At 51.7% G+C, this 24,285-nt stretch carries 25 protein-coding genes; 9 read left to right on the forward strand and 16 right to left on the reverse strand.

Going from position 1 to position 24,285, the window contains the following annotated elements:
- Positions 1–15 precede the first annotated feature (15 nt).
- The 8 genes from ACK3CJ_RS09785 to ACK3CJ_RS09820 form a co-directional block, all read right to left on the reverse strand.
- Positions 16–528 (reverse strand): FixH family protein, encoded by a 513-nt coding sequence (locus tag ACK3CJ_RS09785; RefSeq protein WP_409526229.1) that lies wholly within the window; start codon positions 526–528, stop codon positions 16–18.
- An 85-nt stretch (positions 529–613) separates the two neighbouring features.
- Entirely contained in the window at positions 614–2,035 is a 1,422-nt protein-coding gene (ccoG, locus tag ACK3CJ_RS09790) for a cytochrome c oxidase accessory protein CcoG (RefSeq protein ID WP_409526230.1), read from the reverse strand.
- Positions 2,036–2,163: 128 nt separating this feature from the next.
- The gene (gene ccoP, locus ACK3CJ_RS09795) at positions 2,164–3,057 is read right to left on the reverse strand and encodes a cytochrome-c oxidase, cbb3-type subunit III (protein WP_409526231.1); all 894 of its coding nucleotides are present in this window, start codon (positions 3,055–3,057) and stop codon (positions 2,164–2,166) included.
- Positions 3,054–3,251, reverse strand: a complete 198-nt coding sequence (locus tag ACK3CJ_RS09800; protein ID WP_409526232.1) for a cbb3-type cytochrome oxidase subunit 3 — start codon at positions 3,249–3,251, stop codon at positions 3,054–3,056. Before ACK3CJ_RS09800 ends, ccoP begins: the two co-directional genes overlap by 4 nt.
- A gap of 6 nt (positions 3,252–3,257) precedes the next feature.
- The gene (gene ccoO / locus ACK3CJ_RS09805) at positions 3,258–3,875 is read right to left on the reverse strand and encodes a cytochrome-c oxidase, cbb3-type subunit II (protein ID WP_409526575.1); all 618 of its coding nucleotides are present in this window, start codon (positions 3,873–3,875) and stop codon (positions 3,258–3,260) included.
- A gap of 25 nt (positions 3,876–3,900) precedes the next feature.
- Positions 3,901–5,337 carry a cytochrome-c oxidase, cbb3-type subunit I gene (ccoN, locus tag ACK3CJ_RS09810; protein WP_409526233.1) on the reverse strand — a complete coding sequence of 479 codons (1,437 nt, stop codon included), beginning with the start codon at positions 5,335–5,337 and terminating at the stop codon, positions 3,901–3,903.
- A gap of 414 nt (positions 5,338–5,751) precedes the next feature.
- Positions 5,752–6,255 carry an anthrone oxygenase family protein gene (locus ACK3CJ_RS09815; RefSeq protein ID WP_409526234.1) on the reverse strand — a complete coding sequence of 168 codons (504 nt, stop codon included), beginning with the start codon at positions 6,253–6,255 and terminating at the stop codon, positions 5,752–5,754.
- A gap of 52 nt (positions 6,256–6,307) precedes the next feature.
- Positions 6,308–6,886 (reverse strand): Crp/Fnr family transcriptional regulator, encoded by a 579-nt coding sequence (locus ACK3CJ_RS09820; RefSeq protein WP_409526235.1) that lies wholly within the window; start codon positions 6,884–6,886, stop codon positions 6,308–6,310.
- A 279-nt stretch (positions 6,887–7,165) separates the two neighbouring features.
- On the opposite strand from ACK3CJ_RS09820, the gene rlmM reads away from it, so the two are divergent.
- Complete coding sequence (gene rlmM, locus ACK3CJ_RS09825; protein ID WP_409526236.1) at positions 7,166–8,242, forward strand: 23S rRNA (cytidine(2498)-2'-O)-methyltransferase RlmM; 1,077 nt, start codon at positions 7,166–7,168, stop codon at positions 8,240–8,242.
- Here the strand turns inward: rlmM and ACK3CJ_RS09830 are convergent, their stop codons facing one another.
- Positions 8,243–8,524 carry an antibiotic biosynthesis monooxygenase family protein gene (locus ACK3CJ_RS09830; RefSeq protein ID WP_409526237.1) on the reverse strand — a complete coding sequence of 94 codons (282 nt, stop codon included), beginning with the start codon at positions 8,522–8,524 and terminating at the stop codon, positions 8,243–8,245.
- Positions 8,525–8,667: 143 nt separating this feature from the next.
- On the opposite strand from ACK3CJ_RS09830, the gene tusA reads away from it, so the two are divergent.
- Together tusA and ACK3CJ_RS09840 are read left to right on the forward strand one after the other, a co-directional pair.
- The gene (gene tusA / locus ACK3CJ_RS09835) at positions 8,668–8,910 is read left to right on the forward strand and encodes a sulfurtransferase TusA (RefSeq protein WP_409526238.1); all 243 of its coding nucleotides are present in this window, start codon (positions 8,668–8,670) and stop codon (positions 8,908–8,910) included.
- On the forward strand, positions 8,879–9,484 hold the full coding sequence (locus tag ACK3CJ_RS09840) for a ProQ/FINO family protein (protein ID WP_409526239.1): 606 nt from the start codon (positions 8,879–8,881) through the stop codon (positions 9,482–9,484). The genes tusA and ACK3CJ_RS09840 overlap by 32 nt, the downstream gene beginning before the upstream one ends.
- Positions 9,485–9,487: 3 nt before the next feature.
- Here ACK3CJ_RS09840 and ACK3CJ_RS09845 read toward each other — a convergent pair whose 3' ends face one another.
- From ACK3CJ_RS09845 to ACK3CJ_RS09855, 3 genes are all read right to left on the reverse strand, one after another.
- Positions 9,488–10,594, reverse strand: a complete 1,107-nt coding sequence (locus ACK3CJ_RS09845; RefSeq protein ID WP_409526240.1) for a DUF3080 family protein — start codon at positions 10,592–10,594, stop codon at positions 9,488–9,490.
- The gene (locus ACK3CJ_RS09850) at positions 10,578–11,948 is read right to left on the reverse strand and encodes an MATE family efflux transporter (RefSeq protein WP_409526241.1); all 1,371 of its coding nucleotides are present in this window, start codon (positions 11,946–11,948) and stop codon (positions 10,578–10,580) included. The genes ACK3CJ_RS09845 and ACK3CJ_RS09850 overlap by 17 nt, the downstream gene beginning before the upstream one ends.
- 92 nt (positions 11,949–12,040) lie before the next feature.
- Positions 12,041–13,777: a PHA/PHB synthase family protein gene (locus ACK3CJ_RS09855; RefSeq protein WP_409526242.1), complete on the reverse strand. Its 1,737-nt coding sequence runs from the start codon at positions 13,775–13,777 to the stop codon at positions 12,041–12,043.
- A gap of 153 nt (positions 13,778–13,930) precedes the next feature.
- Between ACK3CJ_RS09855 and ACK3CJ_RS09860 the strand changes: the two genes are divergently transcribed.
- Entirely contained in the window at positions 13,931–14,179 is a 249-nt protein-coding gene (locus ACK3CJ_RS09860) for a glutaredoxin family protein (RefSeq protein WP_409526243.1), read from the forward strand.
- A 24-nt stretch (positions 14,180–14,203) separates the two neighbouring features.
- Here ACK3CJ_RS09860 and ACK3CJ_RS09865 read toward each other — a convergent pair whose 3' ends face one another.
- On the reverse strand, positions 14,204–16,150 hold the full coding sequence (locus tag ACK3CJ_RS09865) for a transglycosylase SLT domain-containing protein (protein ID WP_409526244.1): 1,947 nt from the start codon (positions 16,148–16,150) through the stop codon (positions 14,204–14,206).
- 143 nt (positions 16,151–16,293) lie between these two features.
- Between ACK3CJ_RS09865 and ACK3CJ_RS09870 the strand changes: the two genes are divergently transcribed.
- Complete coding sequence (locus tag ACK3CJ_RS09870) at positions 16,294–18,210, forward strand: ATP-binding cassette domain-containing protein (RefSeq protein WP_409526245.1); 1,917 nt, start codon at positions 16,294–16,296, stop codon at positions 18,208–18,210.
- On the opposite strand, the gene ACK3CJ_RS09875 is transcribed toward ACK3CJ_RS09870, so the two are convergent.
- Complete coding sequence (locus tag ACK3CJ_RS09875; RefSeq protein ID WP_409526246.1) at positions 18,207–18,650, reverse strand: universal stress protein; 444 nt, start codon at positions 18,648–18,650, stop codon at positions 18,207–18,209. The genes ACK3CJ_RS09870 and ACK3CJ_RS09875 overlap by 4 nt on opposite strands.
- 63 nt (positions 18,651–18,713) lie before the next feature.
- On the opposite strand from ACK3CJ_RS09875, the gene ACK3CJ_RS09880 reads away from it, so the two are divergent.
- Together ACK3CJ_RS09880 and ACK3CJ_RS09885 are read left to right on the forward strand one after the other, a co-directional pair.
- The gene (locus ACK3CJ_RS09880; protein WP_409526247.1) at positions 18,714–19,220 is read left to right on the forward strand and encodes a hypothetical protein; all 507 of its coding nucleotides are present in this window, start codon (positions 18,714–18,716) and stop codon (positions 19,218–19,220) included.
- Between the two features lie 58 nt (positions 19,221–19,278).
- Positions 19,279–19,500 carry a DUF1653 domain-containing protein gene (locus tag ACK3CJ_RS09885; RefSeq protein WP_409526576.1) on the forward strand — a complete coding sequence of 74 codons (222 nt, stop codon included), beginning with the start codon at positions 19,279–19,281 and terminating at the stop codon, positions 19,498–19,500.
- Positions 19,501–19,533: 33 nt separating this feature from the next.
- Here ACK3CJ_RS09885 and ACK3CJ_RS09890 read toward each other — a convergent pair whose 3' ends face one another.
- Positions 19,534–20,244 carry a DNA topoisomerase I gene (locus ACK3CJ_RS09890; RefSeq protein WP_409526248.1) on the reverse strand — a complete coding sequence of 237 codons (711 nt, stop codon included), beginning with the start codon at positions 20,242–20,244 and terminating at the stop codon, positions 19,534–19,536.
- A 192-nt stretch (positions 20,245–20,436) separates the two neighbouring features.
- On the opposite strand from ACK3CJ_RS09890, the gene topA reads away from it, so the two are divergent.
- Positions 20,437–23,091, forward strand: coding sequence for a type I DNA topoisomerase (topA, locus tag ACK3CJ_RS09895; protein WP_409526249.1), 2,655 nt, complete (start codon positions 20,437–20,439; stop codon positions 23,089–23,091).
- Positions 23,092–23,104: 13 nt separating this feature from the next.
- Positions 23,105–23,632: a DUF6586 family protein gene (locus tag ACK3CJ_RS09900; protein ID WP_409526250.1), complete on the forward strand. Its 528-nt coding sequence runs from the start codon at positions 23,105–23,107 to the stop codon at positions 23,630–23,632.
- A 147-nt stretch (positions 23,633–23,779) separates the two neighbouring features.
- On the opposite strand, the gene ACK3CJ_RS09905 is transcribed toward ACK3CJ_RS09900, so the two are convergent.
- Complete coding sequence (locus tag ACK3CJ_RS09905; protein WP_409526251.1) at positions 23,780–24,268, reverse strand: SulA-like leucine-rich domain-containing protein; 489 nt, start codon at positions 24,266–24,268, stop codon at positions 23,780–23,782.
- Between the last annotated feature and the right edge of the window lie 17 nt (positions 24,269–24,285).

A 24,285-nucleotide genomic window follows, 5' to 3' on the forward strand; every position in this document is an offset into this window, starting at 1 on the left:
GCTATATCTCCACAATCAGAGTGCGGAGAAGGTCAGCGAGCGGGCTTCGTATGGAGGGTAGGCCTCGGTGCGCAGTCGCCATTCAATATTATCCGGCTCCAGAATGAAATAACGCTTCCCCTGCAGTTCGCTGCTCAGCGTGCCTTCGAAATGGTTGGGCTGGCTGGTTGCTGTCATTATGATCAGTTGATCAAACTTCTGGTGAGTCGGGTGAATGATGCTCAGGTTTAATTGACTTGTTCCATCGGGCACAAGGCCAGCGAGATCAAGCGCAACTCTGCCGCTGTTGTTATCCAGTACCATCTCGCCTTTGAGATCCAATTCGACAGCTCTCATCTCCTTGCTGGTATCAACGTAAGTGCCACGGGCATAGCGAAAGTGGTCTTCACGCACGATGCCGTCGCTGGTCTTTATCGCTATAACAGCAAAGGTGGTGGCATAGATCATTACACAAAAGATCGGTGTCAGAACAAACCACAGCCAGAACTGTTTGTACCAGGGGGCTACGGGGGCTGTATCTTGTTTCATTGGTGCTCCTGAAATGGGCGGCGACATGCATTTTGGCACGTATAGTTCGCCGCAAATTATACCTTAAGCCAGACATGCACCGCTATTAACGGCGCGGTGCTGGCCCGATAAAACGACTCTCAACCTGTGCCTGGCTTGCAGGGTTGTCAATTGCCTGGATCAGGAAAACAACCGGATAGTTCGATTGAGCCATCTGGCTGCGTGTTGTCTGCAGCCTGACCGGATAATCGATCATCTCACCTGCAGCGATGTTGATAGTCGGTTCATTCAATAATTCAAGACCCTCCAGGCCAGATACTGTCAGTTGATAAGTCTGATCAATATGATCCTTATTGGTGATCTTCAGGGTATAGACATTCTGAATCATGCTGCCCTGTACCTCGGTGTAGAGATCACTGCGATCCCTGATGACATCAAACTGAATCGGGACGCGAGTGGCCAGCACATAACCAAAGCTGATCACCATGATCATTACAGCGGCAAAATATCCGATCAACCGTGGGCGCAGTATCTTTGTCTTCTTACCCTTGAGCGCGTGTTCTGTGGTATAGCGTACCAGACCACGTTCATAGCCCATTTTGTCCATGATCTCATCACAGGCATCGATACAGGCGCCACAGGCTATGCATTCATACTGCAGGCCGTCACGAATATCGATTCCAACCGGACAGACATGCACACAGTTGTCGCAGTCGATGCAATCGCCAAGTCCTTCGGCTTTGTAATCGGCACCTTTTTTGCGCTTGCCACGTTTTTCACCACGATTTTCATCATAGGAGATAACCAGTGTGTCCTCGTCGAACATCACTGCCTGGAAGCGGGCATAGGGGCACATGTAGATACAGACCTGTTCACGCAGCCAGCCGGCATTGCCATAAGTGGCAACAGTAAAAAATGCCAGCCACCACATCTCCCACGGGCCGAGGTCGAAAGATGCGATACTGGGCAGCAGCTCTCGAATAGGTGAAAAATAACCTACAAATGCGATTGCCGTGGCGATCGATAAAACAATCCATATGGTGTGTTTGGCAGTTTTCCTCAGGGTTTTCTCTGTACTGCCGGGACCTTTGTCGCGGCGCATGCGTTTATTGCGATCGCCTTCGGTGATCCGCTCGGCCCAGATGAAAAACCAGGTCCAGACAAACTGTGGGCAGGAGTAACCACACCAGAGGCGTCCGGCAAAGACGGTGACGAAAAAAAGTACGAAGGCAAGGATGATCAGCAACCACGATAACAGAACGAAGTCCTGTGGCCAGAAAGTCATGCCGAATATATGAAACTGACGATTGGGCAGATCAAAAAGAACAGCCTGACGACCATCCCACTGTATCCAGGACACGCTGAAGAAAAGGGCCAGCATGATAAAGCTGGAGCCGGTACGCAGGTTCTTGAAAAAACCCCGGTAATATTTGACGTAGATATGCTCGCGCTTAGCGTAGAGGTCGTAATGTTGCTGATCCTCTTTTTTCCTGGAGGGAGTGATATCTTTAACCGGTATCTGGTTCATATGTACCTGCCACCTGGCTTGGATGGATTGTAAAGTGTGATCTGCGGGTATTGTCTGAGGTTATTCTAATATATCAAAAAAAAAGCGACATGACGCAGATCATGTCGCTTTCACCTGATCTCGAACTATCAGTCCTGAGACAGGCTTGTTACATAGGCAGTGATCAGGTGAATCTGATCATCTGTCAGCAGGTGACGGAAGGAGGGCATCACGCCGCTGCGTCCAACGCGCAGAGTGTGGGCAATCTGTCCGAATTCACCGCCATACAACCAGGTATCGTTGGTAAGGTTGGGTGCACCCAGTGCGTTCATGCCGGTACCATCCGGCATATGGCAGGCTGCACACAGTGCCTGGAATTGCGGCTCTGCGCGATCAGCTGACCCTGCATCATGCTCACGTCCGCTGAGTTTCAGCACGTAGTGAGTCATATCAAGGATGCCCTCTTCACCCAGCACTGGTAACCAGGCTGGCATTGCTCCCATTCGGCCTTGGGTGATGGTGTGCTTGATGGTTGCTTCATCGCCGCCATACAGCCAGTCATTGTCGGTCAGGTTGGGAAAGCCGTAGGCTCCTGTACCTGCTGTGCCGTGGCACAGTGAGCAGTTGTTGGCATACAGACGCTGACCGATACGCAGACCCGCAGCATTGTCAGCAAGTTGTAACTCATCAATCGAGAGTGACGAATACTGAGCAAAGATTGGTGCGTAGTTCTCTTCAGCGTAGGCGATTTCCTCTTCCCACTGCTTGGTTGATGTCCATCCCAGTACTCCGGCAAAGTTGCCAAGCCCAGGGTAGAGCACCAGATAGCCAAGTCCGAAAACGACGGTGACCATGAACATCCAGAACCACCATTTCGGCATCGGGTTGTCCAGTTCTTCGATACCATCAAAGGAGTGACCAACGGTTTCTTCAGTCAGTTCCTGATGAGGCTGGCTTTTACGGGTTGCAAGCAGCAACCAGGTACAGCCAACAATAACTGCCAAGGTAATGACAGATACCCACATGCTCCAGAAAGCACTCATTTCTCTTCTCTCCTGTCATGGGCTGGTTCGTTGCTATTGTTGTTGTCTGCTTCCTGTTCATCATCCGCAAAGGGAAGATTCGCGGCTTCATCGAAGCTCTTCTTGTTCTGAGGCAAGAGCACCCAGACAAAAATCCCCAGGAAGGTGATCAACATCACCAGTGGCAAGAACGGGCCATAAACATCATAACTCACTGAGGATTACCGTGTTTGGGTGTATTTGTCATGAGTTCTGCCAAGCGCTTGCAGGTAAGCAACGATGGCATCGATCTCGTATCTGCCTTCAACTTCGGCGCGAGCACCTGAAATCTGCTCTTCAGTGTATGGAACACCCAGTGTGCGCATCACTTCCATTTTGCGAGCAGTTTGTCTTCCGTCTATCTGGTTATCAAACAGCCAGGGGTAGGAGGGCATTTTTGACTCAGGTACTACATCGCGTGGGTCGTAAAGGTGTGCACGCTGCCAGTCATCAGAATAACGGCCACCTACACGGGCCAGGTCCGGACCGGTACGCTTGGAGCCCCACAGGAATGGATGTTCCCATACATGCTCATTGGCTGTTGAATAGTGGCCATAACGCTCGGTCTCAGCACGGAAAGGGCGGATCATCTGTGTGTGGCAAACATGGCAGCCTTCACGGATGTATATATCGCGGCCTTCCAATTCCAAGGCGGTATAGGTGCGCATGTTCTCGACCGGCTTGGTAGTTGAATCTGTATAAAACAGGGGGACAATCTCAGCCAGGCCGCCGGCACTGATCACGATCATAACCAGGATCGCCATCAGGCCGACATTCTTCTCGATAGTTTCGTGTTTGATCATTGCTCTATGCTCCTCGTCTCAATCACGCAGTCTGGGCCGCTGGCTCAGGTTCTGCCTTGGCAACACTGCTGCCAGAGCGGACGGTCTGCCATACGTTGTAGGCCATGAAGAACATACCGGACAGGAAGATCAGGCCACCGATCAGGCGAACAAAGTAGCCCGGGTGGCTCGCTTCGAGTGCTTCGACGAAGCTGTAAGTCAGTGTGCCATCTACGTTCACTGCACGCCACATCAGACCCTGCAGAATACCGTTGACCCACATGGATACGATGTAGAGCACGGTACCAACTGTTGCCAGCCAGAAGTGCACGTTAATCAGCTTGGTGCTGTACATGTCTGCTTTGCCGAAGAGCTTCGGAATCATGTGATAAACCGCACCGATGGAGATCATTGCCACCCAGCCCAATGCACCGGAGTGAACGTGGCCAACTGTCCAGTCTGTGTTGTGTGACAGAGCGTTAACAGTCTTGATCGACATCATCGGCCCTTCAAAAGTGGACATGCCGTAGAAGGACAGAGAGACGACCAGGAAGCGCAGGATAGGGTCGGTACGCAGTTTGTGCCAGGCACCGGACAGCGTCATCATACCATTGATCATGCCGCCCCAGGAGGGAGCCAACAGGATCAGAGACATCACCATACCGACTGACTGAGTCCAGTCTGGCAGGGCAGAGTAGTGCAGGTGGTGTCCACCCGCCCACATATAAGTGGCGATCAGTGCCCAGAAGTGAACAATCGACAGGCGGTAAGAGTAAACCGGACGATTGGCTTGCTTCGGTACGAAGTAGTACATCATGCCAAGGAAGCCAGCAGTCAAGAAGAATCCAACGGCGTTATGGCCATACCACCACTGTACCATGGCATCGATAGTGCCGGCATAAGCAGAGTAAGACTTGAACGGAGACACCGGCAGAGCTGCACTGTTGACCACGTGTAACACAGCGATAACCAGTATGAAGGCCATGTAGAACCAGTTCGCCACATAGATGTGCTTGGTCTTACGCTTCAATATTGTGCCGATGAACACGACAGCATAAGTAACCCACACCAGGGTGATCAGGATGTCGATGGGCCATTCCAGCTCAGCATACTCTTTGGCAGAAGTCAGACCGAGCGGGAGAGTAATAGCTGCTGCAACGATTACGATCTGCCAGCCCCAAAAAGTGAATGCTGCGAGTGAGTCCGAAATCAGGCGAGCCTGACAGGTTCGTTGAACAACATAGTAAGAGGTTGCGAAAAGGGCGCAGCCACCAAACGCAAAAATAACCGCGTTGGTGTGTAACGGACGAATACGTCCGTAGGATAACCAGGGTAGATCGAAGTTTAGCGCCGGCCAGACCAGCTGGGCCGCGATAAGGACACCCACGCCCATACCGACAATACCCCAGACAACAGTCATGATGGCGAATTGACGCACCACCTTGTAGTTGTATGTTGGGTGATCAGTTGCAATGCTCATGTCAGGCTCTCATCAACAAGCTGTTAGAGTTAGAAAACAGTACCAGCGCGGATTATCAGTGAATTACCGCGGTATTTCAATGTAATGAAACGGTTTGTTGCATCGCATCAAGATGCTCTTGTCGAGTTGTACTACTTACGAACTAGTGTTTTATATATTCTTGTTTATCAATAGTAATTTATTGTTTTTCAATGGGTTGAAAGTTGATTGCAGGGTCAGGTGATGCTTGTGCAGAGCAGTATGAGTTAGCTCAAAGTGTTATAATCACGACTTTGGTACTGCTCCAAACGACATGATAAATGATGTTTATTTGATATGGATCAAGTTTGCGGGAGGAGCGTGGAGTAAAGAAATAGTGATCACTAATTTGTTGAAGGAGCTGTAGGTAGTCCAATCGACGCAGAATGTGTCCTTTTAAGTCTCAGGTAATGCACTCTGTTGGCTGGGGGATGCAAGCAGAAAGGTTGCAGTAGAAAATAATCCGAAAGATATCACGGTACGAAATAGATTCGCTTGGTTCCACTTGGCGCGAACTTCGGGCCAGTCGGCTGGAAGATCCATTGGGTTCCAGGTTTCTGTATAGAAGTTGAGTGGTAAGTTGACGAACCGTGTGAAAAAAATAATTCCCACTACGTAGGTAATGCCAATAGCTATCCAGATCTTCGCTGTTTTTTCCTTTGCGACCAATCCCAGAAGGCCTGTAATCACACTCATGGCACCCGCACCAAAAAAACACAAGAAAAAGCCTGGATGACGTACATTCGTATTAAATAAGGATTGGACTATTGCATACATCTCACCGTTCAAAGCCAATGTTGCGTAATTGACATTAAACGAATAAGTAGCGAAAAAGCCCGCCATCAGTCCAAGTAGTAAGGTGCTGGATATAGAGAAATAGCGTATGGTTAGGCTCAGCATTATGGCACTCCTTTTTGAAGCAGTATTGCTTCTGGCGACTGGAGGTGCATTATCAAATGTTAACAATCAGATGTTTTTTTAATCGAGAAAGAGAAACTGGTGTAATGCCTATATAGCTTGCAACCTGATGAGCAGGAAGGCGTGCAGCAAGCTTTGGGGAGTGTTGGCAAAATTGAATATAGCGCTCACTTGCCGTTAACTGCAGCCACTGGCGTTCCCTTGTCAGCTTTGCTTCCAGGAGTTTTTCCATCCAGACATGACTGAAAGTGAGCCATTCGTAATCATTGGAGAAAGACGATTGAAACGCATCAAACTGCCAGAAGTATCCCTCTGTTTCTGTCAGCGTTTCAATAAAAAACCCCGTTGGTTGAGTACGTAAAGCATGGGTGACTGGCCAAAAAAAATCACTGTCCATAAAAAAACGTTTGTTATGCTCATTGCCATCTAGATCTGCATAATACATGCGTACTAGCCCCCGATTGAGTAGATACACCTTGCTCCACGGCTGATTTGCACTTTGCAAAACTGTACCTTTGTGAACCCGGAAGGGCTCAGATGCTGATGCGAGGTGATTTCGTGTTTGATTACACAAACCAAGAAAGGGGGCTGAGTTTTTAATCATTTCAAACATCGGTTTATTCAACTGAGAGGATCTCATATCAGGGTAAAAATGAGCGTAGCAAACTGATATTTAACAGGTTTAAAGTTTGTCGTTAGTGCTGAATCCGGCTTGCAAAGCATAGCATATAAATCTCTGCACTAATCTGCATGTCTTCCTGTGGAGTATGACCCATAAGGAAAGAGGCGAGAGCTCGTACAACTGTTGCTAGATCATAAGTTTGCGAGTCAGGTATGATGGGCGCCGAACCATCAGGAATAACGCCGTCAGGCAGGAGAGACAACCCACACGATGCAGACCTTAAACACACTGATTCTCTATTGCCGTTCCGGATTTGAGCGTGAATGCGCTGCCGAGTTTACTGAGCGTGCGGCGCTGGCTGGCTTCTCAGGGCATCCGACTTATCGAGCGGAGGAGGCTTATGTCATATTCAATCTGCATCAGCCTGGCACTGCGCTGGAGGTGATGGAGAGGATCGCCTTTCGCTCTCTGATCTTTGTGCGTCAGTGGGTAGCTTGTCTGCCCATGCTTGATGATCTGCCGGGGCATGATCGTGTGACACCTGTTCTGGCGCACGCCGCCGGGTTGCCCTTGTGCAATGAGCTGTTTGCCGAAACGCCGGATACGACTTCCGGACGTGAGCTCCAGGGGTTTGCACGGAAATTCAGTTCGGCACTTGTACAGCAGATGCGTAAGCAGAATTGCCTGTTGCCTCGCAAACAGAAGGCTGAATGGCGCATGCATCTGTTTGCGCTGTCGGGTAAATCTCTATGGCTGGGTGTTTCGCCACGGCGGAACAGCTCGCCCTGGGAGATGGGTATTCTGCGTCTGAAGTTTCCAGCTGCTGCGCCGAGTCGTTCTACGCTCAAGCTTGAGGAGGCCTGGCACTGGTTCTTATCCAGGCATGAGCAGGAGCAGCGCCTGGGTGGTGGCAAGACAGCTGTTGATCTGGGGGCAGCGCCCGGTGGCTGGACCTGGCAGTTGGTGCAGCAGGGGATGTTCGTAACCGCAGTGGACAACGGTCCGATGGGTGAGGAGTTAATGGAGAGTGGTCAGGTCACCCATCTTCGAGAAGATGCTTTTACCTTTGCGCCATCAAAACCGGTTTACTGGATGGTGTGCGATGTTGTCGAAAAACCCTCACGAATCGCAGACCTCGTGGTGCTCTGGGCCAAAAGAGGCTGGTGCCGTGAAGCTGTTTTCAACCTCAAGCTTCCCATGAAACAGCGCTATCGTGAAGTGGTGAACTGCCTCGAAACGATCCGCAGTGAGCTGGATGCTGCAGGCGTGACGCATCGTATCGAAGCACGGCACCTGTACCATGATCGCGAAGAGATCACCTGTTTTCTGGATCTTCGCCGTGAGTGATCAGTACTCAAACAGGGTGATTTTTTCCTCCTGCTCCAGCAGCAGACTCATCTGTTTCATCATATCCTTGCGCGCTTCCGACTGGGCCCAGATTTGCCAGTCGTGAGCGTTTCTGAAATTGGCGATGACCAGTCGGTGCATGGGATCATCAATATCTCTCAGCGCTTCTCCCGATATGAAGCCGTGTGCAGACATGGCTTTTTGTAGTGTTTCACTGGCGACACGGTCATAATGCTCGTCCAGATCCAGTGCAATGTGGCGCTCTATCATTACTCGAATCATGGCATCTGTACTCCTGATAATAGTGTTCTGCCGATAATTCAAGCATAGTCGCTCCCCTGAGGCATGTTAACTGCGTATATGCAGTTTCTCTGAGGTAGGATATTTGCGACAATAGCGGCCTTTATAGAAATGAGTGACAGGTAATGGATAAGATCGACGTTGATGTGGTGTTGGATACATCCGGTCTGTTGTGCCCCGAGCCGGTCATGATGCTGCATAACAAGATACAGGAGATGTCGGTCGATCAAGTACTGCATGTGATCGCGACTGACCCTTCCACTCAGCGGGATATACCCAGATTTTGCAGGTTTCTGGGACATGAATTGCTGAGTGAGAAGCAACAGGAAACAAATTATGAGTATTTCATCCGCAAAGGCGATGTCTGAGCTGGAGCAGTTAAGGCATTCAACCGAGCAATTGCTGGTTGAGTGTGAGCAACGACTGGAGTACGCTGAGCGGCGTTTGAACAGGTCAATTGAGCGAGTTGAGAGTAAAGCAGTGAATGATTCAGTGAAAGTGGACAGCGAAAAGAGCGGCTCCCGTAATCGGACTAAAAATCGTGCCGCCAATCTGGCCGCACTGCAGGAGCTGTCGCAAGCCTATCCGGCGGTATTCAGTCGGGAGAATGTGCGGCCGCTGAAAATCGGCATACAGGAAGATCTGATTGCGGATGATAAGTTGTCCAAAACCCGGATCAAGCGTGCGCTTGCTTCATATGTGCGCTCACCCAATTATCTGCGCAGCCTTCAGGAAGGCGCTTCTCGCATCGGTCTGGATGGTGAGCCGTCCGGCGAGGTGACAGCGTCTGAGGCTGAGCATGCCAAAGCGCAGCTCAAAGCCTATCATCAACTGCGCAAAGAGCGTATTCGTGAGCAGGAAAAACAGGCAAAACTGAAAGAGAAAGAGGAGCGTCTCAACGACAAGTTGAGTCAGTTGCTGAATCTCAATCAGAACCGCTAGGCTTCATCCTGCAGGCATATTGTCCTGACCGGGCATCATGCCGCATTGCCCCAGCAGCTGTTGCCAGGCCGATGTGTGTCGGTCTCTGGCAACTGTATAGGTTTGCCAGAGACTGTTCTGTGTATCTGTGCTGATCACTTGTCTGTAGTAGAGCGTAGCAGGTCCTGGTACCGGCAGAGGTTCCATGATCCGTTGCTGTAACTCAAGCCAGCGGATGCCTTGCTGATGAACGGTCGCCAGATAGCCTTGTATCTCACCGGCATAGAAACGCGTGAACACATTGCGAAGAATCTCTGCCTGTGGGTTGGGGCGGTTGTTATAGCATACCGGTAGCCGTTCCAGACGCTTTTCGATGGCGTCAGCGGTCGCATCAAGCAGATGGGTCAGATGTAACAGACTTTTCAGCCATTGAGCTCCGAAATCACTCCGGTACAGGCGTTCATAATCCTGCTCCAAGGCCTTGATTGCTATCGGATCGATCGATTCAGCATCTACTAGAGTCAGGCCGCTGATTCTGGCAAACATCAGTAAACTTGGTTCAATGGTCGCCAGCAGCCCGGCATTATTCAGCGGCAAAGGTGGCTGGTTGATGGCAAACTGTTTTTCCATCTCGGGTGCGGTATAAAAACTATTCCAGATCACTGCCGGAAGATTGTCGCGTTTGATGCGGTGTATCTCGCTGACCTGTAGAAGCACCTCCTCCAGATCGCTGTCTGTATTCACCAGAGCCCGCAGATGCTCTTCACACTCGCCTATGGCTTGCAGAAACTGCAGCTCATAGATCAGTTGCTGTGATGGCGGCATGACTCGACCGAGTGAGCTGTTGCGCTCTGCAATCAAAGGCAGCAGGTTGCAATGTCGCAAGTTGAGCACATCAAATAGCCCCTCTCTTATCTCCGTAACCGGTAGTAAGCGTTGGCGCCGTGGAGGTTGTTGGGGGAGAGGGGGTAAGTGACTTGTCGTGAAGTCTACAGGTTGGTCAAGCGCGTTGCCCAGGCGTTGGGCATAGGTCTGCATCATCTTCTCGGGCGTGGGTTCTGAGCAGCCCGAGATAGTAGCAGTGGTTAAACCTGCCAGCAGTAGCAGGCAGGCTTTAAGCATTTTCACCATAACGTGAAACCAGATGTAGCCTTGTCAACAGCAATACGGCGCCTGCGCTCAAGCCGATCACCAAACCATACCAGAAACCGGCTGGTCCCATCGCCGGGACCAGCGTATCAGTCAGACTCAGCAGATAACCGATCGGCAGCCCGATAATCCAGAAAGAGATAAAAACCAGTAGTAAAGGTATAGCGGTATCCTTATAGCCACGCAACGCTCCAGCTGCGCTGACCTGTATGGCATCCGAGAGTTGGAACAGGGCGGCAATAACGAGCAGGAAGGCTGCCAGATCGAGGATTTCGATATCCGGGGTATACAGTCGCGCAATGCCTCTTGCAAAGAGCAGTGTCAGCGTGGTGGTCACCAATGCCAGAAGCAGGGTGATCTGTATCCCGGTGAAGGCAGCGTATCTGGCTGATGCAGCCTGCCCGGCACCGGAGAGCTGGCCGACACGTATGGTCAATGCTATCGCAATACTCAGAGGGAGCATGAAAACCATACCGGTGAAACTGATGGTGATCTGATGAGCGGCTAGCACAATATCTCCCAGCCTTGCCAGCAGCAGCGCGATCACGCAAAACATGCTGGCTTCTATCAGTAGTGCAAAGCCGATAGGGGTGCCGAGCCTGAGAAAGCTCAGAACAGCGCGGAGTTGTGGTTTTTGCCAGCGTCTCCAGAGTTTGAGGGGGGCAAAAGAGGAGCTTCTATGCAGGTAGCCAGTGCCGCAGAACAGGAAGATCCACATTACGATTGCACTGGCCCAGCCGCAACCCACACCACCGAGTTCAGGAAAGCCGAATTTACCGAAAATCAGCACATAGTTTAGTGGGATATTACACAACAAGCCGATGATGGCTATCTTCATCACCGGGCGGGTCTTGCCAAACCCTTCGCAATAGCTGCGCATCACCTGAAACAGCAGCAGCGCCGGAAATCCAAGTGAGATCGCCTCAAGATAGCGTCTGGTTTTGTCAGCAAGGCTGGGTTCCAATGACAGTAATGCCAGCAGCGGCTCAGTGTTGTTGAGCAGCAGTAGAGCAATCGCACCCAGCATCAGTGCAATCCACAATCCTTGATGCAACGTGCCTGATGTGTCTTGGGCTCTGTTGGCGCCGACCAGATGTGCAACCAAAGGTGTGGTTGCCATCAGAATGCCACTGAGCGCCAGAAATACAGGTATCCATATGCTGGTTCCTAACGCGATGGCTGCCAGATCTTCAGCACCGGCACGAGCCGCCATCAGCGTATCTACAAAGCCAATAGAGTGCTGCGCAAGTTGTGCGATCACAATGGGCCAGGCCAGATGAAGAATAGCCAGGGTCTCCACTCGCTTTCTGCTCAGGGAGTTTTTAATCAGGTGCATTGAGGGTCAGTCCGGTCGGCGAGGGTGCGCAACTCTTTCATAATTGAAAAGGGGCACCTGAGTGCCCCTTGTAGTATCAATATTAGCGAGGATCAGTCAAGGCGTGATTTAACATAGCTGCCCGGTGCGGCCTCAATGGCCTTGTGAGCAGCATTGCCGTAGTCGGCCGGTGCATCGATCTTCTTGCCACCGCGACGCTTGATCCATTCAGACCAGTGGTTCCACCAGGAGCCTTCCTGCTGCTCGGCGGTTTCAAGCCAGTGATCAGGTCCCTTACCAAGCTCGCCTTTAATCCAGTAATGACGACGATTCTTGGATGCCGGATTGATGACACCTGCGACATGCCCGCTGGCGCCCAGTACAAACTCCATGCTGCCAGTGAACTTGTCGGTGGCAGCAAAGGTGCTTTTCCACGGAGCGATATGATCCTCCATGGTGGAGAGGAAGTAACAGGGCGTCTTGATTTTGCTCAGATCAATCGGCTCACCGCAGATCGTCAGACCATTTGGCTCGACCAGTTTGTTTTCCAGGTACATCTTATTGATGTAGAAGGTATACATCGCTGCAGGCAGATTGGTCGGATCACTGTTCCAGTAGAGAATGTCGAATGGAGGCGGTGTCTGACCTTTCAGATAGTTGTTTACGACATAGGACCAGATCAGATCGTTGGCTCTGAGCATGTTGAAAGAGGTAGACAGCTCGCGGCCGTGCAGAAATCCCTCCTTGTTGACCTTGTTCTCCAGCTGTTTGACCTGATACTCATCGATGAAGACGCGCAGATCACCTGGATCGCTGAAATCAGTCAGGGTGGTCAGGAAAGTCGCCGATGCAATACTGTTATCTTTGCGATTGGTCATGACTGCCAGTGCGGAGGCCATCATGGTGCCACCGACGCACCAGGCGACGGCGTTGATCTTGTCGCTGCCGGTGATCTCTTTGGTCACAGCGGTAGCTTTCAGGATGCCATCTTCGATGTAGTCATCCCAGGTCAGATCGCGCATCTCTTTGCTGGGGTTTACCCAAGCGATCAGGAAGACGTTGTGGCCCTGCTCCAGACAGTAGCGCACATAAGAGTTATGTGGCTGCAGGTCCAGGATATAAAATTTGTTGATGCTGGGTGGCACGATCAGCAGAGGCTTTTCATGAACCTGCGCAGCCAGCGGTTTGTAGTGCAGCAGCTGGAATATGTCGTTCTGAAAAACCACTGCACCTTCTGTGGTGGCCAGATCTTTTCCAAGTTCGAAGGCGGTTTCATCGGTCATGGAGATATGGCCTTTATCGATGTCGCCAAGCAGGTTCTTCAAACCATCGACCAGGCTCTGGCCATTTGACTCGATCGCCTGATTCAGTACTTCAGGGTTGGTCATGGCAAAGTTTGTTGGTGACATGGCATCGATAAACTGCTGGGTGTAGAAATCGAGCTTCTGCTGTTCGGCTTCCGACAGTTTGGCATTGGCCGACATCTCGGTCAGCATCTTTGAGCTGAGCAGATAGGACTGTTTGATATAATCAAACACCGGGTTTTTGGACCACTCTTCATTCTGAAAGCGGCGATCTCCCGGTTTGGGCACGACGACCTGAGTGCCCGCACCGGTAAACATGTTCTGCCACAGATTAAGTTGAGCCTGCTGGAAATCTGTAATCGCTTTGATCCATACAGTAGGATCTTCCATTGAGCGTGTGGCCAGCTCGGACCAAGCGGTGGTGAACTGCTTGAAAATATCATCGCCGCCGGTAGCAGAGTACATCTCAAGAATTTTATTTGTTTCTCGGTTCACATAGTTAATGAACTCTTGTGGATCAGTTGCCATTTTGCTGTTCTTATCCATAAATATCTGCCTGCTGCTAGTGCGTTGCGTTCCAGACCCTATCTTATACCATGGTATTTAGCTCAGTTCATGGTGCATTGGTCTCAGGATCAGTCTTCAAGTTGCATATTGCCTTGTTAAAGTAACAGATTAAACCGTTTTGTGGAGATGTATGTGCGAAGTTTTGAATTAATGACCACCCTGGGGTGCCATCTGTGTGATGACGCAGCGCAGATTCTGGTGGTGACGATGAATGAAGATCTGCACGAAGTGGAGCTGGTGGATATCGCCTATGATGATCAGTTGATGGAGCGCTATGCTACCCGTATCCCGGTGTTGCGGGATACAGGTAATGGGCGTGAGCTGGACTGGCCTTTCGACCGGCAGGCGCTTGAGACGTTTCTCAACACCTGCGGTGACTGAGCCCTGCTGTGCTTTAATCTCTCCTCAGTGGGTGCTGTTCAGTGCAAGAAGTTGGCGCTCAGACTGGCTCATCATGCTGGGGCTCTGACCGGTCAGGTGGTCATAAATGACACCAAAGGAGAGAACGTTCTGCACATACAGACGGGTTTCATCAAAGGGAATGGTCTCGATCCAGATATCCAGAGGCAGATGGCCACGGGCATTCAGCCACTGCTGAACACGCCCGGGGCCAGCATTGTAGGCAGCCGTGGCGTAGACACGATTACCATTAAACCGTTGCTGCATCTGCGACAGGTAGGCTGAGCCAAGTTCTATATTGACTGCGGGCTGCGACAAACGACTGAGGTCCGGCAGGTCGATGCGGTTGCGTTTAGCCACTTCTCTTGCTGTTGCTGGCATCAGTTGCATCAACCCCATGGCACCGGCACCTGAACGCGCATCTTCCAGAAAAGCACTTTCCTGGCGGGTGACGGCCATAGCCCAGGCTCGTTCAATCGAGTACTTACCCGATGCCTGATGGAAGAGTTCTGTATAGGGGGTCGGGAATCGCAACTCCAGGTCATCCCACTGATCACTGCCGATCGCGCCCCGGATCCCCTGGAAATACCAGCCCCAGCTTTTCACCAGGTGTGCGGCAACATGCTGCTGCTCCTGCGTCAGAGAAGCGGTGGCATGATTCCATTCTGAACGCGCATTGTTGATCTGATTGATCCGATACAGTTCATGCATCCGTGTGAACGCTGGCAGCTGAGCAATCTCATTCAGTGCATTGGCATCAAAAGGTGCTGGTGAGTTTTTCAACTCAAAGGGCAGATTGTTATGCTCGGCGGCAATGAAACTGTAGAAGCTTCGATCATTAACCAACTGCTCAAGCGCATCCTGAGTATAGGGAATGCCGAGGTGCTTGTGCGACACATGTGCCCAGTATTGCCAGCGCGGGTTGATCTTGAGTTCGTCTGGCAGTTTTTCGATCATCGATGCAACCTGAGGCCAGGCCTGATCCACCAGAGCCAGGCGGATGCGCCACTCGGTCAGCTCCCCGAAATTGAAGTCAGGATCCACACGTGACAATAGTTTCTCTGTGCCTGGCAGGAACCGCTTGGCATAGCGCACGCCCAAGCGGTTAGCCAGTGCTTCCTGCTCCGGTATTGGTATTTCAAGATGTCGTACCAGGCCAATCCATGTGTTCAATGCCAGCTCAAGATCGCTGCTTGCCAGACGGTTGACCGCCAACATGGCCAGGCGTCGGTGCTGAGGTGTTTGCTTGCTGATGATGCCTGGGTTCTGGCGCAGCTGTTCGGGTTTGTCATATACCCGCCAGATGGTGGCAACATGCTGTTTGCTGGCTTCATCCTTGATGAAGCGTTCTACATAGCGCGCGAGCCGGATATTGCCGGATTCAAGCGACAGTAACAGACGCTCGATGGCATGATTTGACTGCAGGCCACCGGAGGCTATCCAGCGTTCGAACAGAGGGTCACAGGCATCATGCTGTGAAGTGCCCACCTGCCACAGTTGAGCGGCTTGCTGATAGGCTCCGTCTTTGTCACCCAAAGCCAGGCTGGCAAGTCCTGCAAGGCACTGCTGCTGAGCATTGGGGCGCTGGATTCTGTTGTAATAGGTTTGAAAACGACCCCAGTCCTTTTTCAGGCCCAGTTGGGTCGTATAGGCGAACAACATGCGACCTGCCAGAGGTGAATCTGCATAAGTTGTCAGAAAGTGATCGACCTCATCCTGTCTGGCATGTGCCAGGCGTCCACGAAGTTCTGCGAAGGTGATATAGGGTGTCAGCGGATAGTTCTGCAACTGCTCCAGTCCCTTGTATATGTCACTCTTTCGCCCGGCTTCCGCTGCCTGAAGGGTATCCAGAAATAATTGCTGTTGCTTGTTCAATACCTGTGCAAATGAGTGCACGGGCATTGCAAGTACAAAACCGACCGATAAGCCCATAAGGGCTCTGGAAATGCTCACGACCTTCCCCTTCTCTTTGTAGCGCGTTTCTTGGTTGTAGCCTGTTCAGTTTATCTGTTCCAGATATGTTTTGAGAAGAGAATAAAAAGAATTCCCCTTTTCAGGTAGAATGACGCGCTGAATAAATGAGGTAATTGGGATTTATGACACTGATCAAGCTTGATGCGGTATCGCTGGCGTTTGGTAACCAGATTATTCTTGATGCTGCCGATCTGCAGATCGAGGCGGGTGAGCGGGTTGCGCTGGTAGGAATGAACGGGGCAGGGAAGTCTACCCTGATGAAGCTGATCAATGGCAGCCAGCATCAGGATAATGGCGTGGTCTGGAGAGCGCCGTCTGCGCGCATAGCGGATCTGCCACAGATGCTGCCTGCTGCGGATGAACGTAAGGTTTGGGATGTCGTGACGGCGGGTCTGTCGGATGTGCTGGCGCTTCGCACTCAGTATGATCAACTGACGCAGCGCGAAGATGAAGCCGCCATGCATGAGCTTGAGGAACTGCAGCACCGCCTTGAAGCGGTCGATGGCTGGCACCTTGAGCAGCAGGTTCAATCGGTGATTGATCGCCTTGGGCTGCCGGCAGAAAAAACCATGGCAGAGCTTTCAGGGGGCTGGCGTCGTCGTGCGGCACTGGGCGCTGCGCTGGTGCAGAAGCCCGATCTGCTGCTGCTCGATGAGCCTACCAACCATCTGGATATCGAAACCATCGAATGGATGGAGCAGATGCTGATGGATTTCCGCGGAGGATTGCTGTTTATCTCGCATGACCGCGCGTTGGTTGAAAAGCTGGCAACGGTGATTGTTGAGCTGGATCGTGGTCATCTGACACGCTTTCCCGGTAGCTACAGTCGCTATCTTGAGCAGAAACAAGCGTTGCTCGAAGAAGAATCACGTCATCAGGCAGAGTTTGATAAAAAACTGGCTCAGGAAGAACGCTGGATACGTCAGGGCATCAAAGCTCGCCGTACCCGTAACGAAGGTCGTGTCAGAGCGCTTGAGAGCATGCGTCGTGAACGCGCCGCTCGTCGCGAGCGTCAGGGATCGGCCAAGTTCGGTCTCGAACAGGCCAATCAGTCCGGTAAGCTCGTGGCTGAGCTGGAATCAGTCTCGCTGGCATTGGGTGGCGCAGCCCTGATCCGCGATCTGGACTTGAGAGTGCAAAGAGGTGACCGCATCGGTCTGATAGGTCCAAACGGTATCGGTAAGAGTACCCTGCTGAAAGTGCTGCTTGGTGATCTGCAGCCAGACAGTGGGCAGGTCAGGCAGGGTACCAAGATAGAAGTGGCTTACTTTGATCAGATGCGCGACCAGTTGGACATGGAGCGCAGTGTGATCGACAACGTCTCGGGTGGACGCGAGTTCATCGAGATCAATGGCCGCAACCGTCATATCATCAGCTATCTGGGCGACTTCCTGTTCAGTGCCGAACGTGCCAGAACACCGGTCAAGGCGTTGTCAGGTGGTGAATGTAATCGCGTACTGCTGGCCCGTCTGTTCAGTAAACCGGCCAACATGCTGGTGCTCGATGAGCCAACCAACGATCTGGATATCGAAACGCTGGAGCTGCTGGAGGATATCCTGCTTGAGTATGACGGCACCTTGCTGCTGGTAAGCCATGACCGTGCCTTCCTTGATAACGTTGTCACCAGCACGCTGGTGTTTGAGGGCGACGGTAAAATCAGTGAGTATGTGGGTGGGTATCAGGACTGGCTGAGGCAGCGCCCGTCGGAGCCTGTAGTTGCCAAACGTTCTCAGAATGCGCCTGCAAGTGGTTCAGCATCTGGGGCTGCGGTGCAGAGTGATGATGTTCGTAAGAGTAAAGCGCCGAAAAAGCTCAGCTATAAACTGCAGCGCGAATTGGATGCCTTGCCTGCCGAGCTGGAAGCGGCAGAAGCGGCACTCGAAGCGCTTGCGCTTGAGAGTGCGGCACCTGACTTTTATCAGCAGGATCATGCCCATGTCACGGCAAGGCTTGCACTCCTGCATGAACAGGAGCACAAGCTTGAGGCGCTGATGGAGCGCTGGGTTGAACTGGAAGCGATGCAGGCAGGAGAGGATTAAGCCTCTTTCTGTCTGACGCGCACGGCCAGGACATCACACTGCGCGCCGTGAAGAACGCCATTGGCTGTTGAGCCAAGCAGCAGTGCCAGTCCATGCCGACCATGGCTGCCGACGATGATCAGATCAGTTTGGGTCTCGTTGGCAATGCGATGAATCTCCGATTCGGTATGCCCGGTAACGATGTATTGCTGGTTCACTGGCTGAGAGATAGCTGCGCACAGCGTATCCATTTTGCGCTTGGCATGGTCATCCAGTTGCTCCTGAATGGTGGACAGGTCCATCGGAACGTCTCCACCATACGCAAATGTAAGGGGCTCGACGACATGAATGATATTCAGCTCGGCTCCATACAGGTGAGCCAGTTCATCGGCTTTCGAAATCAGCTGAGATGACTCATCGGTCAGATCAATCGCTAGCAAAATACGGGAATATGTACTCATGAGATTACCTGTTAATCAGTCTTGGTTTGAGAAATCCATTTATCCTGACTTAAGGATAGCATCATGCAATGGGTAATCATCACTCTTGTGATGCTTTCTTTGTTGGGTTCGTTGATGTGGATCAAACCCACGCCGCGTCAGAAGATGCAGGCAGCGATGCGTCTGCATGCCAAACAGCTGGGTTTTCTGGTTCAGATCGCCAGAATCGAAACCACTCGTGCGAAAGGCGAGATGGAGGCTGAGAAAATATCCGTGCCAGCCTATCGGATTCTGCGCACTGATCTTCCGCCAGACTTGCGCGACGTCTGGGCCTCCTGGCAAATTTTCAGGGTGGAAAATGTTGCTGACGCGGGCTTGCCTGCAGGCTGGTCATGGAAAAAAGGCGAAGGTACGCTGTCTTTACCGGCACTGACTCTGATCCGAGAGTTGATTGAGCAGGTACCGGCGGATGTGATCGCACTGGAATCATCGCCCGTACATTTTACAGTCTACTGGCGTGAGCGTGGCGATCTCGCTACCCTTGATCGTCTGCGTGCGCTGATCCAGCCGATCCTGGATGCACGGATTTGACTCAAAAATTAAATATTCAACACGATAAGAACTACACAGGTGAAAATTGATGATAGCACTGATACAGCCCCAGCCAGGTCGTTACCGACATTACAAAGGGCTTGAGTATGAGGTGTTTGGAACGGCCAGGCATTCCGAAACCGAGGAGTGGCTGGTGATATACCGCGCTCTTTATGGTGATTTCGGACTATGGGTTCGGCCGCTGGAGATGTTCACCGAACAGGTGGTGTTGAAGGATGGTACACAATGCCCCAGGTTTGCCTTTATTGCTGATGCATAGCATTCTCTCGTACAGGGTTATTCTTGAGGCGCATCATTCCTTGAGATAGTCATCCAGCGCCGCTGCCAACTTGCCGGGTCCAAAGTCTTTCGGCGGTTGAATGCGGTCGATGACAGCCTGTACCTGATCCAGCTTGGGTTGCTTATGGCGCTGGGTTACCTTCGCACGGACCAGAATCGCCTTGGCATGCTTAAGGTGCGATAAGGCACCGATCATGTCACCGCCTTGTTCCAGCTTGGCGGAGTGGGCCAGGTGGGCATCAGCAACCAATGAGATGTTGAGCCAGTAAAGGTCCTGTTGGTAGTTGAGCGCCAGTTGAGGTGTCATCTTGCCTTTGTTAGCCATTTCGATCAGCAGCTTTTCGGCAAAGGTGATATAAATCTGAGCGCGCTTGACGGCACGGTCGCTGTCAAATGCACCTTGCGTCGGGCGGGCTCTGTCGCTGGTTTCCTTCATCCGGCTGACATCGGTCATCAGCTCTGAGTCGGGCGCCAGGACGCCGATCTCCTCGATCAGGGCCAGCGCGTGCTGGTTGAGCTTGTCGGTAATGTCTTCACGACAGCCCGCCTCCTTGAGAATGGCCAGTGCGTTCAAGGTGTGCTCAGCTTGCTCCTTGAGCCAGCGCAAGCGGGAGCTTCGAGACTCCTGCTGGCTTTCCCGCATATTGATGAAATAGTTGATGAGCAGGGCAGCAACGCCGACCACCGCAATCAAAATTATAAAAACCAGGTTGTCTCTGAGCATTCTGTTTGGCACTCTGGTATAACAGATATCATTATAGATTCTATCGTAAATATTGCATTGGTCCCTATTTTAGGACCAGCACCGTTCAAAGATAAACAGATTATTTTCTGTATGTTGCTTGACCCTTCAAGTGTCAGCACTTATATATGCACGCATGATTTTGGCTGCTTGCAGGAATAAGGACTTAGTTTAATGGGAAAAACCCTGGTCATTGTCGAGTCGCCAGCAAAGGCGAAGACAATCAATAAGTATCTCGGCAGTCAGTATGTCGTCAAATCCAGTGTCGGCCATATACGTGATTTGCCGACGGGTGGGGCCAGTAAGTCTGATCCTAAGGAACGGGCAAAGCAAGCTGCACTGACGCGTAAAATGTCACCTGAAGACAAACTGGAGTACCAGCGTAAAAAAGGGCGCCAGCAACTGATCCGGCGAATGGGTGTTGACCCTGAGCAAGGCTGGGATGCGCACTATGAAATACTTCCCGGCAAGGAAAAGGTGGTAGACGAGCTGAGGAGATTGGCCAAATCGGCTGACGAGATATATCTGGCAACGGATCTTGACCGCGAGGGAGAGGCCATTGCATGGCATCTGCGTGAGGCGATTGGCGGTGACGACAGCCGCTACAAGCGCGTCGTCTTCAACGAAATCACCAAGAAAGCGATAAAACAGGCGTTTGAAAAACCGGGTGAGCTGGACATGAGTCGTGTCAATGCTCAGCAGGCCAGACGCTTTCTGGATCGTGTTGTCGGTTATATGGTCTCGCCACTGCTCTGGGAGAAAGTTGCCCGCGGACTGTCGGCAGGGCGAGTGCAGTCGGTTGCTGTCAAGCTGATCGTTGAGCGTGAGCGCGAAATTCGTGCGTTTATTCCCGAAGAGTACTGGGAGGTGTTTGCCGATACTCGCAGTAATGCGGATGATCAGGTCAAGCTGCAGGTGATGCGCTATGGTGCTGATAACTTCAGACCGACTTCCAGCGAGCAGACTGAAAAACTGACCGCACTGCTGCGCCAGGAGAAGCTCACAGTAGTCAGTCGTGAAGACCGCGCCACCAGCAGCAAGCCTTCAGCACCCTTTATCACATCCACGCTCCAGCAGGCGGCAAGTACGCGTCTGAGTTATGGCGTGAAGAAAACCATGATGATGGCTCAGCGGCTGTATGAAGCTGGCTATATCACCTATATGCGTACTGACTCGACCAATCTCAGTACAGATGCAGTGGCAGCGTGCCGTGACTATATCCAGTCTAAATTCGGCGAAAACTACCTGCCCTCAGATCCGATACGTTACAGCAGTAAAGAGGGTGCACAGGAAGCGCATGAAGCGATCAGACCTTCTGATGTTGCGATTGGGCCGGATGATCTGGTGGGCATGGAAACAGACGCTGTGCGCCTGTATGACCTTATCCGCCGTCAGTTCATTGCCTGTCAGATGTTGCCCGCACAATATACCAGCACGCGTCTGACTGTTGCCGGTGGTGATTTCGAACTGGTTACCAAAGGGCGCATTCTGCGCTTTGATGGTTATACCCGTATTCTGCCAAGTCGAGGCAAAGGGGATGAGGATATCATTCTGCCCGACCTGAAAAAGGGCGAAGTACTGTCATTGATCGATCTTGAATCGAAACAGCACTTCACCAAGCCCGCTCCGCGCTACTCCGAGGCGAGCCTGGTCAAAGAGTTGGAAAAGCGTGGTATCGGCCGTCCATCGACCTATGCGGCGATCATCTCGACGATTCAGGAGCGTGGTTATGTCGAGGTTCAGGGGCGTCGCTTCTATGCCCAGAAAATGGGTGATATCGTCAGTGAGCGTCTGAGTGAAAACTTTTCTGATCTGATGGATTATGGTTTTACCGCCAGAATGGAGGAGTATCTCGACGAGATCGCTCAGGGCAAGATGGACTGGCGTGAGCTGCTGGATAAGTTCTACAAGGATTTTGTGATATCGCTGGAGGCGGCGCAGAGTCCTGAAAACGGTATGCGCCCGAACACCCCGACGCCTACCGATATTGAGTGCCCTGAATGTGGCCGTCACATGATGATTCGTACCGGTAGCACCGGCGTGTTTCTGGGCTGTTCCGGTTATAACCTGCCACCCAAAGAACGCTGCAAGTGCACAATCAACCTGATTCCCGGTGATGAGGTGGTCAGTGTTGACGGGGATGATGAGGAAGAGTCGCGCATTCTTCGCAACAAGCATCGCTGCAAACTTTGTGGTACTGCGATGGATTCCTATCTGGTGGATGAGGATCGCAAGCTGCATATCTGCGGTAATAATCCGGACTGCCCAGGGTATGAAGTTGAGAAGGGTGCGTTTCGTATCAAGGGCTATGATGGCCCGGTATTGGAATGTGACAAATGCGGTTCTGAAATGCAGTTGAAGACAGGCCGCTTCGGTAAATTCTTTGGTTGTACCAATAGCGAATGCAAGAACACGCGCAAACTGCTGCGCAGTGGTGAGGCAGCACCACCGAAAATGGATCCGGTACCGATGCCTGAGCTGAAGTGTGAGAAGGTTGACGATACCTATATTCTGCGTGATGGTGCCAGTGGCTTATTCCTGGCTGCGAGTCAGTTTCCCAAAAATCGTGAAACCAGGGCGCCTCTGGTCAGTGAGCTGATTCCGCATAAAGAAGCATTGGATCCGAAATATCACTTCCTGCTTTCAGCGCCGCTGAAGGACGATGAGGGTAACCCCAGCGTGATTCGCTACAGCCGTAAAACGCAGGAACAGTATGTGATGTCTGAATCTGAAGGCAAGGCAACCGGCTGGAGAGCATTTTACACTAATGGTAAATGGCAGGTGGAAGCAGCTAAAAAGAAACCGGCCAAAACCACTAAGGCCAAGTAAGCAGAGGCAGGTTATGAGTGATGTTTATCTGATACGGACGAACCAGAAGTTGAACTTTGCTCGTTTGCATCTTGATGCCTTGAAGGCTGCTCATGACTCGACCAGTTGGAGCAAGCATGCGCTGATCGAGTCCTTTCAGGAGTCGATACTGTTTCATCTGAGTACGGCGTATCTCGCATTTATGCGTGAAATAGCGGAGCGTTACAGCTTTGATTCTGCATCTGTTCGCACCTTGCAGGACCTGCGCCAGTGTTTTGAGCAGTCTGGGCAGGAGTCTCCCGAAGTGCTGGAGCTGGAGTCTCTGCAGGAACGTGAGGATAGTTGGTTGTGCCAGATGCAGGCGGCCTATGCTGCCTGCTGGCAAGCTACTAATCTCAAAGCAGATAGAATGGAATCGGCACAAAGCCATTCTGAGATACAGGTGATGCAGATCAATCCTGATCATGCCGAGGATTCTGAGGTGATGGCTGAGTATCAGTCCTGGCTCAGTGCGCTGCGCGATATGGTGGAGCGTCAGCGTAGTGGTATGCAGGAGTGGTAGTTTTCAGTAGATAGCACTCCCCACGTAGCACTCTGTAATAGCAATCGGCAATAGCAAGTAACAGTAAGTAGATTGATACAATCAAAAAGAGGGCTGAGTGAATCGAGCAGGGGAAGGGGCCCAATTCACTCATAGGCTCTGATTATATCAGAGTGAGTGACCGTGTATCGCCAGGCAGTGACTGCCTCCGGCCAGTGCGGCATTTTCCAGACGTTTGAGCTCTTCTCGGGTCAGTTGTGGGTGCCAGAGAATTACAGTATGGCAGGTGCCGGCGCATAGTGCTTTGGCTGCCAGCACAACAGCATTGTCAGTTTCACAACGCAAAGTCAGTGTTTTGCTCAAGTCAGTTGCTGCCTGCAACAGATGATCCCGTGTCAGTTCAGAAGGTGGTGCAACAAGGGCCAGCCAGCGCTCACCACGGCTCAGTTGTGACAGCATGGGCAGTATCATCGGCTGAAGCGAAACCAGATCACTGTGAAGTACTATCTCAGTGATCTTTCCGCTCAGCGGACTGGGGCAGTCGCTTTGTGGTCGGTTATCAACTCTGGACCTGTTGCTTGAGCGTGTACTCTCAAGTGTCAGTTGAGGCTGACCAGCGATCTGTGAATCATCTCTTGCTGCGGCAATGGCTAACATTACGTCTCTCCTGCGTC

The sequence above is a fragment of the Nitrincola salilacus genome (assembly GCF_046271865.1).
Classification (GTDB): Bacteria; Pseudomonadota; Gammaproteobacteria; order Pseudomonadales; family Balneatricaceae; genus Nitrincola; species Nitrincola salilacus.

Coding starts and splice junctions, on each gene's coding strand:
- ACK3CJ_RS09785 (WP_409526229.1), bottom strand. CDS start 528: ATGAAACAAGATACAGCCCCCGTAGCCCCCTGGTACAAACAGTTCTGG.
- ccoG (WP_409526230.1), bottom strand. CDS start 2,035: ATGAACCAGATACCGGTTAAAGATATCACTCCCTCCAGGAAAAAAGAG.
- ccoP (WP_409526231.1), bottom strand. CDS start 3,057: ATGAGTGCTTTCTGGAGCATGTGGGTATCTGTCATTACCTTGGCAGTT.
- ccoN (WP_409526233.1), bottom strand. CDS start 5,337: ATGAGCATTGCAACTGATCACCCAACATACAACTACAAGGTGGTGCGT.
- ACK3CJ_RS09815 (WP_409526234.1), bottom strand. CDS start 6,255: ATGCTGAGCCTAACCATACGCTATTTCTCTATATCCAGCACCTTACTA.
- ACK3CJ_RS09820 (WP_409526235.1), bottom strand. CDS start 6,886: ATGTTTGAAATGATTAAAAACTCAGCCCCCTTTCTTGGTTTGTGTAAT.
- rlmM (WP_409526236.1), top strand. CDS start 7,166: ATGCAGACCTTAAACACACTGATTCTCTATTGCCGTTCCGGATTTGAG.
- ACK3CJ_RS09830 (WP_409526237.1), bottom strand. CDS start 8,524: ATGATTCGAGTAATGATAGAGCGCCACATTGCACTGGATCTGGACGAG.
- tusA (WP_409526238.1), top strand. CDS start 8,668: ATGGATAAGATCGACGTTGATGTGGTGTTGGATACATCCGGTCTGTTG.
- ACK3CJ_RS09840 (WP_409526239.1), top strand. CDS start 8,879: ATGAGTATTTCATCCGCAAAGGCGATGTCTGAGCTGGAGCAGTTAAGG.
- ACK3CJ_RS09845 (WP_409526240.1), bottom strand. CDS start 10,594: ATGGTGAAAATGCTTAAAGCCTGCCTGCTACTGCTGGCAGGTTTAACC.
- ACK3CJ_RS09850 (WP_409526241.1), bottom strand. CDS start 11,948: ATGCACCTGATTAAAAACTCCCTGAGCAGAAAGCGAGTGGAGACCCTG.
- ACK3CJ_RS09855 (WP_409526242.1), bottom strand. CDS start 13,777: ATGGATAAGAACAGCAAAATGGCAACTGATCCACAAGAGTTCATTAAC.
- ACK3CJ_RS09870 (WP_409526245.1), top strand. CDS start 16,294: ATGACACTGATCAAGCTTGATGCGGTATCGCTGGCGTTTGGTAACCAG.
- ACK3CJ_RS09875 (WP_409526246.1), bottom strand. CDS start 18,650: ATGAGTACATATTCCCGTATTTTGCTAGCGATTGATCTGACCGATGAG.
- ACK3CJ_RS09880 (WP_409526247.1), top strand. CDS start 18,714: ATGCAATGGGTAATCATCACTCTTGTGATGCTTTCTTTGTTGGGTTCG.
- ACK3CJ_RS09890 (WP_409526248.1), bottom strand. CDS start 20,244: ATGCTCAGAGACAACCTGGTTTTTATAATTTTGATTGCGGTGGTCGGC.
- topA (WP_409526249.1), top strand. CDS start 20,437: ATGGGAAAAACCCTGGTCATTGTCGAGTCGCCAGCAAAGGCGAAGACA.
- ACK3CJ_RS09900 (WP_409526250.1), top strand. CDS start 23,105: ATGAGTGATGTTTATCTGATACGGACGAACCAGAAGTTGAACTTTGCT.
- ACK3CJ_RS09905 (WP_409526251.1), bottom strand. CDS start 24,268: ATGTTAGCCATTGCCGCAGCAAGAGATGATTCACAGATCGCTGGTCAG.